General features: G+C 70.0%; 7 protein-coding genes. 6 read left to right on the forward strand and 1 reads right to left on the reverse strand.

Going from position 1 to position 7,838, the window contains the following annotated elements; translation table 11 throughout:
• Window positions 1-61: 61 nt before the first annotated feature.
• The 6 genes from ACZ48Z_RS03100 to ACZ48Z_RS03125 all read left to right on the forward strand — a co-directional run bounded on the left by ACZ48Z_RS03100 (window position 62) and on the right by ACZ48Z_RS03125 (window position 6,168).
• Window positions 62-1,048, forward strand: coding sequence for a glycosyltransferase family 2 protein (locus tag ACZ48Z_RS03100; protein WP_468734043.1), 987 nt, complete (start codon window positions 62-64; stop codon window positions 1,046-1,048).
• Entirely contained in the window at window positions 1,048-2,391 is a 1,344-nt protein-coding gene (locus tag ACZ48Z_RS03105) for an alpha-2,8-polysialyltransferase family protein (protein WP_468734044.1), read from the forward strand. The genes ACZ48Z_RS03100 and ACZ48Z_RS03105 overlap by 1 nt, the downstream gene beginning before the upstream one ends.
• 135 nt (window positions 2,392-2,526) lie before the next feature.
• A complete protein-coding gene (locus ACZ48Z_RS03110) occupies window positions 2,527-3,369 on the forward strand; it encodes an FkbM family methyltransferase (RefSeq protein ID WP_468734045.1) in 843 nt (280 codons plus the stop codon).
• A gap of 99 nt (window positions 3,370-3,468) precedes the next feature.
• On the forward strand, window positions 3,469-4,491 hold the full coding sequence (locus ACZ48Z_RS03115; protein ID WP_468734046.1) for a glycosyltransferase family 2 protein: 1,023 nt from the start codon (window positions 3,469-3,471) through the stop codon (window positions 4,489-4,491).
• Window positions 4,481-4,903 carry a GtrA family protein gene (locus ACZ48Z_RS03120; RefSeq protein ID WP_468734047.1) on the forward strand — a complete coding sequence of 141 codons (423 nt, stop codon included), beginning with the start codon at window positions 4,481-4,483 and terminating at the stop codon, window positions 4,901-4,903. The genes ACZ48Z_RS03115 and ACZ48Z_RS03120 overlap by 11 nt, the downstream gene beginning before the upstream one ends.
• Complete coding sequence (locus ACZ48Z_RS03125; protein ID WP_468734048.1) at window positions 4,900-6,168, forward strand: NAD(P)/FAD-dependent oxidoreductase; 1,269 nt, start codon at window positions 4,900-4,902, stop codon at window positions 6,166-6,168. Before ACZ48Z_RS03120 ends, ACZ48Z_RS03125 begins: the two co-directional genes overlap by 4 nt.
• Here ACZ48Z_RS03125 and ACZ48Z_RS03130 read toward each other — a convergent pair.
• Window positions 6,158-7,732: a hypothetical protein gene (locus tag ACZ48Z_RS03130; RefSeq protein WP_468734049.1), complete on the reverse strand. Its 1,575-nt coding sequence runs from the start codon at window positions 7,730-7,732 to the stop codon at window positions 6,158-6,160. The genes ACZ48Z_RS03125 and ACZ48Z_RS03130 overlap by 11 nt on opposite strands.
• Window positions 7,733-7,838 lie beyond the last annotated feature (106 nt).

Raw genomic sequence — 7,838 nt, forward strand, 5'->3', positions numbered from 1 at the left:
TTCACCCGCAGTCCCCTTGCCGGAAAGTTTCGCTGCCGGACCGCCTTCTAGCGTTTCGCAGGTGCCTAAGCTCTCCGTCATCGTGCCGTTCTACAACGTGCAGCAATACGCCCCGGACACCCTCCGAAGTCTTCGCCTGAATGCGCGGCGAGATTTCGAGTTCGTGCTGGTGAACGACAAATCCAGGGACGAAACTCCGGCCATTCTCGACCGTGCGGCCGAGGAGCTCTCGGACGTCGCCCAGGTGCGGGTCATCCACCACGAGACGAACGGGGGGCTCGCCACCGCGCGCAACACCGGCCTGGACGCGGCGCGGGGCGAGTACCTGACGTTCCTGGACGGCGACGACTGGCTCGCGCCGGGCTACCTGACGGAACTGGTCGCCGCCATCGAGGGGTTGGGGTGTGACTTCGTGCGCACCGACCATGTGCAGACCGTCGCGCGCGCCCGCACCGTGCACCGGGTGCCGATCGGGCGGCGGAACGAGGTGCTGAACCCGCGGGAGGCGATCCTGCCCGCCGACCGCACCACCTCCGTGGACTACGCGTACGCGTGGGCCGGCGCCTACCACCGCCGGCTCCTCGACAGGGGCCTGCTGCACTTCACCGACGGGCTGCGCACGGCCGAGGACCGGCCGTGGATCTGGAAGCTGCACCGCGAGGCCGAGTCGTTCGCCGTGGTGAGTCTGCTGGGCGTGTTCTACCGGCGCGGGGTGGCCTCCTCCCTCACCCAGATCGGCGACGCCCGCCAGCTCGACTTCATCCGCGCCTTCGACCAGGTCATCGAGGAGACGGCCGCGGACCCGGACGCGGACCGGCTGCTGCCCAAGGCGGTCCGCACCTACTGCGCGATCATGGCCCACCATCTCTCCGACGAGTCCAAGTGGGAGCCGTCCGTGGCCAGGCAGCTGCGGGCGATGAGCGCGGCGGCCATCAGGCGGATGCCGCAGGACGCGCTCGGGGACGTACTCGACACCATGGACCTGCGCCGCTCCGCCGCACTGCGGCGGCTGCGGCGGCGGGCCACCTCTGCTAAGGCGGCCGCGTGATGTCCCCCCGTACCCCCCACACCACGCAGATCTTCTGCGCCTCCACGCTGTACGGCGCGGTCACGCTGGCCGCCGCGATCGACTCGGACCTCTTCGAGGAGGCCGAGCGCCGGGTGCTGCTGGTGTTCAACAACACCGCGACGCCTGAGACTTCGGTGCCCCTGGACGCGATGCCGGGCTTCGGGCCGCTGCGCGACCACTTCGACGAGGTGCTGTCCTGGAACGAGGCCATCCGCCCCTTCCACCCGGGCTCCTGGGCGCCCCGCCCGGACGACGTCCCCCTCTTCGAGCGCTATCTGCGCCTGCTGTGGGGCCTCGGCGAGGACCGGATCGAACTGGTCATGGAGTCCATCCAGGTCGCCCCCGCCCTCACCGTCGCCCAGATCTTCACCGGCGCCCCCATCGACGTATACGCCGACGGCCTGATGAGTTACGGCCCCACCCGCAACAAGCTCGACCCGCTGGTCGGCACGCGAGTGCGGCGACTGCTCCACCTGGACCTGATCGCGGGCCTCACCCCGCTGCTGCTGACCGAGTTCGACGTGCCGCCGGTCGTGGTGCCGACGTCCGCCTTCCTGAAGGCGATGGGTGAACTCACCGCGGCCGTCGAGGAGTTGCCGCAACTTCCGGACAACGCGGCGCTGCTGCTCGGCCAGTACCTCTCCGCGCTGGACATCCTCTCCCCGGATGAGGAGGAGGACCTGCATGTACGGATGCTGAAGGGTGCGGTGGCCAAGGGGCACCGTTCGGTCGTCTTCAAGCCGCATCCCAGCGCACCGGCCCGCTTCAGCCGCGCCCTGGAGTCCGAGGCGGAGACGCTCGGCGTGGACCTCACGGTCCTGGACACGCCCGTGCTCGCCGAGGTGCTGTTCGAGAAGGCCCGGCCCGCCCTGGTCGTGGGCTGCTTCTCCACCGCGCTGTTCACGGCCTCCGCGCTCTACGACCTGCCGGCCGCCCGCATCGGCACCGACCTGCTGCTGCAGCGGCTGACGCCCTACCAGAACAGCAACCGGGTCCCGGTCGTGCTGGCCGATGCGGTACTGCCGGACCTGGAGGGCCGGGCCGGCGAGGAGGCGGTGCCCGCGGACACGCTCAACGCCCTGGTCGCGGCGTTGAGTTTCACGCTCCAGCCGCAGATCCACCCGTCGCTGCGCCCGGCCGCGGAACGCTATCTCTCCCAGCACTTCGGCCCGCGCACCCGGCGTTACTTCAGGAAGAAGCGCCTGACCTCGCTCGGTCTGCCCGGCGGTATCCCTCAGCGGCTGGGCTTCCTGCCGCGCAATGCCACCGCGCGCCGGATGGTGCGCAGGGCGCGGGCTCTGAAAAAGGCCGTGAAGCGCTGAGCGAAACGTTGGGTGAACCGCGGGAGAACCGCGCGCGACCCTTCGAGAAAGGGCCAGGTCATGAGCGTATGACCTGGCCCTTTCGGTGTTCACGGACCCTGTGACAAGCCCACACGGCGCCCCTACGATCGCGGAATGCGTATCCCCCAGCTCGAAGACGCCAACGCCCGCATGCTGGCGCACGCACCATCGGTCCGGCCGGTCGCCACCGGCGACATCATCCGAATACACCGGAAGAAGTTCCCTTATCGCGGCTATGTGGAAATCGACTCCCCTTATTGCCCGCCTTTCGTGATGTTCTGCGTGAATGACGACGCGGTCGGTCTGGACACGCTGTGGAACGGCCGGTTCGGCTACGAGCCCGGCAGCCTCGCCACCTGGTCCCGGCTCGCGGCGAAGAGCGCGACGATCGCGGACGTCGGGGCGCACGTCGGCTACTTCTCGATGATCGCCGCCCTGGCCAACCCGAAGGCGAAGGTGCACTCCTTCGAGCCCGTGGACCAGATCCACGCCCGGCTGTCGGTGAACGTCCGGTCCAACGGCGCCCAGAACGTCAGGCTCCACCAGGCGGGCGTGTCCGGCGAGGCGGGCTGGGCCGAGATCAGCGTCCGCTTCGCGGGCAACCTCCTGTCCACGGGCTCGACCCTGGAGGGCGGCGCGGCCGACGCCGAACAGAAGCGGATCCGGCTGGTGTGCCTCGACGAGGTGTTCGCCGAGACCAGGCTGGACCTCATGAAGATCGACGTCGAGGGCCATGAGATGTCGGTCCTCAAGGGCGCCCGCCAGGTCCTCAAGCGCGACCGGCCGACCGTGCTGCTCGAAGCGCTGCGGGACGCGGACATGCAGATCCTCCTCGCCGAGTTCGACCCCCTCGGGTACGACTGCCACTGGATCACCGAGCACGACGGCACACTCGTCCCCTGGTACGCGCCCCGGCCGCCCAAGACGCGGAACCTGCTGTTCACACCGCACGACTGACACGCCCGCCGGGGGGCGGAAGGGAAGCGAAAGGGGGCGGACGGCTCCCGGCCACGGCCAGTTCGGCGGACGTTCACAGACCTTCCATAGCTTCTCCCAATGCCCCAGCAGGACGTTCGACCCCGCATACCCGATGTCGTCCCGGCGCAGCCGGCACCGCCGGAACGGCAGCCCGTCCGCCGATCCCTCGTGTCGTACGTCCTCCCGGTCTACGACGAGGAAGACGGCATCACCGCGTTCCACACCGAGCTGGCCGCGGCCCTCGCCGAACGCCCCGAGTTCGACTACGAGTTGCTGTACGTCAACGACGGCTCCGGCGACGGCTCGCTGGCGATCCTCAGGGACATCGCCAAGAGCGACGAACGGGTCCGGGTCGTCGACTTCGCCCGCAACTTCGGGCACCAGATCGCCATCACCGCCGGTCTCGACCTCGCGCAGGGCGACGCGGTGATCGTGATGGACACCGACCTCCAGGACCCGCCACGGGTCAGCCTGGAGCTGGTCGACGCCTGGCGGGCGGGTGCCGAGATCGTGCACGCGCGCCGGCGGTCCAGGCAGGACACCGCGTTCAAGCGGGCCACCGCCCACCTCTACTACCGGGTCCTGCGCTCCTCCACCGACGTGGACATCCCGCTGGACACCGGGGACTTCCGGCTCCTGGACCGGCGGGTCGCCAACGAGCTGCGCAAGTACCGGGAGCGCAGCCGGTTCGTGCGCGGCATCGTCGCCTCGATGGGCTACCGGCAGACCGAGGTGGCCTTCGACCGCGACGAACGGTTCGCGGGCGAGACGAAGTACCCGCTGCGCAAGATGGCCCGCCTCGCGATCGACGGCATGACCAGCTTCTCCACCGCTCCGCTCAAGATGATCACCCGGCTCGGTTTCGTGGTGCTCGCGCTGTCGCTGCTCGGCATCCTCTACGCGCTCGCGATGAAGTTCTTCCGCCCCGACATCACCGTCTCCGGCTGGACGATGATGATGTGCGTCGTGCTGTTCCTGGGCGGCACGCAGATGCTGTCGCTGGGTGTCATCGGCGCGTACATAGGGCGCATCTACAGCGAGGCACAGGGCCGTCCGCTGTATCTGGTGCGGGACGTGATCGGCGGCGAAGGTGAGCGCTGACACCACGGCGGCCGAGGCCACCGCTGCTCCCGCCCGGCGACGGCTCTCCCGGCAACTGCTCAGCTACACCCTGATCGGCGGCAGCGGGGTCGCCCTCGATCTCGGTGTCTTCCTGCTGCTGCACAACCTGGCCGGGATGGACGAGCAGTTCGCCAACGCGATCAGCACCACCCTCGGCATCGCCAACAACTTCGTGCTGAACGCGCGGTTCACCTTCGAGCGCCGCGACCGCCTCGTCGTGCGCTTCCTGCGGTTCTACGCCGTCGGCCTCACCGGCATCGTCTTCACCAACCTGCTCTTCCTCGCGTTCACCGACGGTCTGGGGATCGACGCCAACCTGATCAAGGCGGGTTCGCTGCCGCTGGTCCTGGCGCTCCAGTTCGTGCTCAACAGAAAGTGGAGCTTCGCATGAACCTCGGCATCATCGGCGCGGGGGCCACCGGCCTCACGGCCGCCTGGGACGCCGTACGCGCAGGCCATCAGGTCACCGTCCTGGAGGCGGCCGACGAACTCGGTGGGCTGGCCGCGTCGTTGGACGTGGGCGGGGTTCCGCTGGAGCGCTACTACCACCACATCTTCCGCAGCGACAAGGCGATGATCGCGCTCATCGAGGAGCTGGGGCTGGGTGACGCCCTGCGCTTCCACAAGCCGACCACCGGTATCTACCGGGGCGGGAAGCTGATCGACTTCACCACGCCGTTCGACATGCTGCGCTACCCGGAGTTCGGCCCGGTGGACGCCGTGCGCTTCGCCGGTTCGTCGGCGGTGCTGAAGGCGGTCCGCAAGGGCGACCGCTTCAACGACCTCACCGCGCTGTCCTGGCTGCGCAGGTGGGCCGGCAGGAAGGCCACCGCCTCGATCTGGGAGCCGCTGCTGCGCGGCAAGTTCGGGGAGCGTGCCGAACAGGTGTCGATGGCTTGGCTGTGGGCGCGGATCCACTGCCGGACTTTCGAACTCGGCTATGTGGACGGCGGGTTCGAGCGAGTGTACGCGGCGCTCAGGGACGGGATCGAGGAGCACGGCGGCAAGGTCGAGTTCGGCAAGGCGGTGGAGTCGATCCGGCAGGACGGCGCCGACGAGGCCGTCGTGACCTGCGCGGACGGATCGACGTACGCCTTCGACCGGCTGATCGTGACCACCCCGCAGCCCGCCTTCGCCAAGGCGGCCGGGCTGCCCGACGACAGCGCGGTGTGGAAGAACCAGTACCTGGGCGCCACCTGCTTCGTCCTGGAGCTGGACCGCAGTGCGATCCCGTACTACTGGCTCAACATCAACGAGCCGGACTTCCCGTTCCTCGCGGTGGTCGAGCACACGAAGATGATCGACCCGTCCGTGTACGGCGGCCGGCACATCCTCTACGTCGGCAACTACGTGGAGCGCGAGGACTGGCGGTTCACCACGGACCCGGGCGAGCTGCTCGACGCGTTCGTGCCGTATCTGCAGCGGATCAACCCGGCCTTCGAGAGGTCCTGGATCCAGACCTGGCACTTCTCGAAGGCCGGGTTCGCCCAGCCGGTGGTGACGCCCGAGTACCGTGCGCTGATCCCGGCCCATGAGACGCCCATGAGCCGGGTCACGCTGGCCACGATGGCGCAGATCTACCCGCAGGACCGGGGGCAGAGCTACTCGGTGGCGATGGCCCGCGAGGTCGTCGCCTCGCTCGGGCTCAACGCCTGACGCACAGCACGAGCCGCTCCCCCGTGTTCCCGGGCGGGCAGTCGTAGACCGCGGTGATCCGGCGCCACAGTTCCGGGTCGACGTGGCCCGGCTGGAACCAGGGCCGCTCCAGCACGGCGTACGGGGCCGGGTCGTGGTCGACGCAGTCGGCGTTCTCCTTGAACGACTTCAGCTCGGCCACGTCCGGCAGGTAGCGGGTGCGCTGGAGGAACGTGGAGATCGGGTAGCGGCACCGGGCCGGGTGGTCGAGGTCGTACGCCGTCTCGCCGAAGGCCAGGTACAGCACCGGGACGCCGGGGGGCAGTTGGGAGGCGATTTTGTCGACCTGGTCCGCCGTGCGCCGCTGCTCCGCCAGGTATCCGGAGCCGGTGACGGTGACCTTGCCGTGCAGCACGAGGTGCGGGGAGCCGGGCCAGATGCTCGCGGCCAGCAGTACGAGTCCGGACAGGGCGACCAGGACGGCCGACCGGTTCTTCAGCCGCTTCTCGGCCAGGACGTCCACGGCGGCCGCGAGCAGTGCGACCAGTCCGGCCACCCAGACCTCCCACGGCTGCTGGAACCTGCCGGGCAGCTGCGCGTAGACGACGGGCAGCACGCCGTACAGCAGGGACACGGCTCCGAAGAACCACGGTGGGGACTTGCGGGCGCCGCTCACCGCGACACCCCAGACGACCGCCGCCACCACCGGCATCTGCGCGCCGTGGTAGAGGAACCAGTTGCCCTGTACGACCACGACCGCCTGCGCGGCGAGGCCGATGAGCAGCGCTATCGCGAGGAGTTCGGCGCGGCGCAGCCGGCCCCGCACCCGGGTCAGGACGAGCAGCAGTGCGCCCGGCAGGAGCAGCAGTACCGGGCTGGTGACCGCGCGGTCTGTGAGGAAGTCCACCGTGCGTTCGAGGATGAAGTGCGGGTGGATGCCGGTCCGGCCGATCGCGGACTGGTTGATCTGCGGCATGTCCTCGGTCCACTGCCACTCGTGGGTGCCCGCGAGGGCGCTCAGCCCGAACAGGGCCAGTGCGGCAGGGATGCCGACCGCGGTGATGCGTACGGCCCGGCCCCGGTCGACCGCGTAGACGAGGAGCACCCCGATCGCGGCGGTCGCGGCGGTGGAGTACTTCATCATCACCGCGAGGCCGAGCGGGAGCGCGGCGAGCAGGGCCGCGGGCCAGGGGCGTCTGGGGCCGAGGGCGGCGGCGACGGCGAACACCGTGAGGACGACGGCCGCCCACTCCGGCTGGAGGAAGTCGTTGCGGGGAGCGAGGGCCAGGGCAAGCCCGGTGGCGCCGGCCGTCACCGCCGCCTCGCGCACCGTGACCCGGCGCAGCAGTGCGACGTACAGGGCGTAGGCCGCGGCGGCGGCGAGCAGGACTCCCGCCGCGTTCATCACCGCCTCGCGCACCGCCGTACCCCCGAAGAAGGCGAGGCGGTCGAGGAGTGCGACGAACCACCGGTAGAAGAACGGGCGGTGGGTGAAGACCTCGGAGGGGGAGTAGCCGCCCGCGCGGCCGGTGCGCAGGGCGGCCAGGACGTAGTGGAGGTCGCCGGTGAGACCGCGGGTGAGCACCGTGTACACCACGGCGGCCGCGGACGGGAAGGGGGGGGGGGGGGGGGGGGATGGGGGGGGGGGGGGGGGGGGGGGGGGGGGGGGGGGGGGGGGGGGGGGGGGGGGG

It is taken from the genome of Streptomyces sp. NPDC031225, assembly GCF_055570355.1.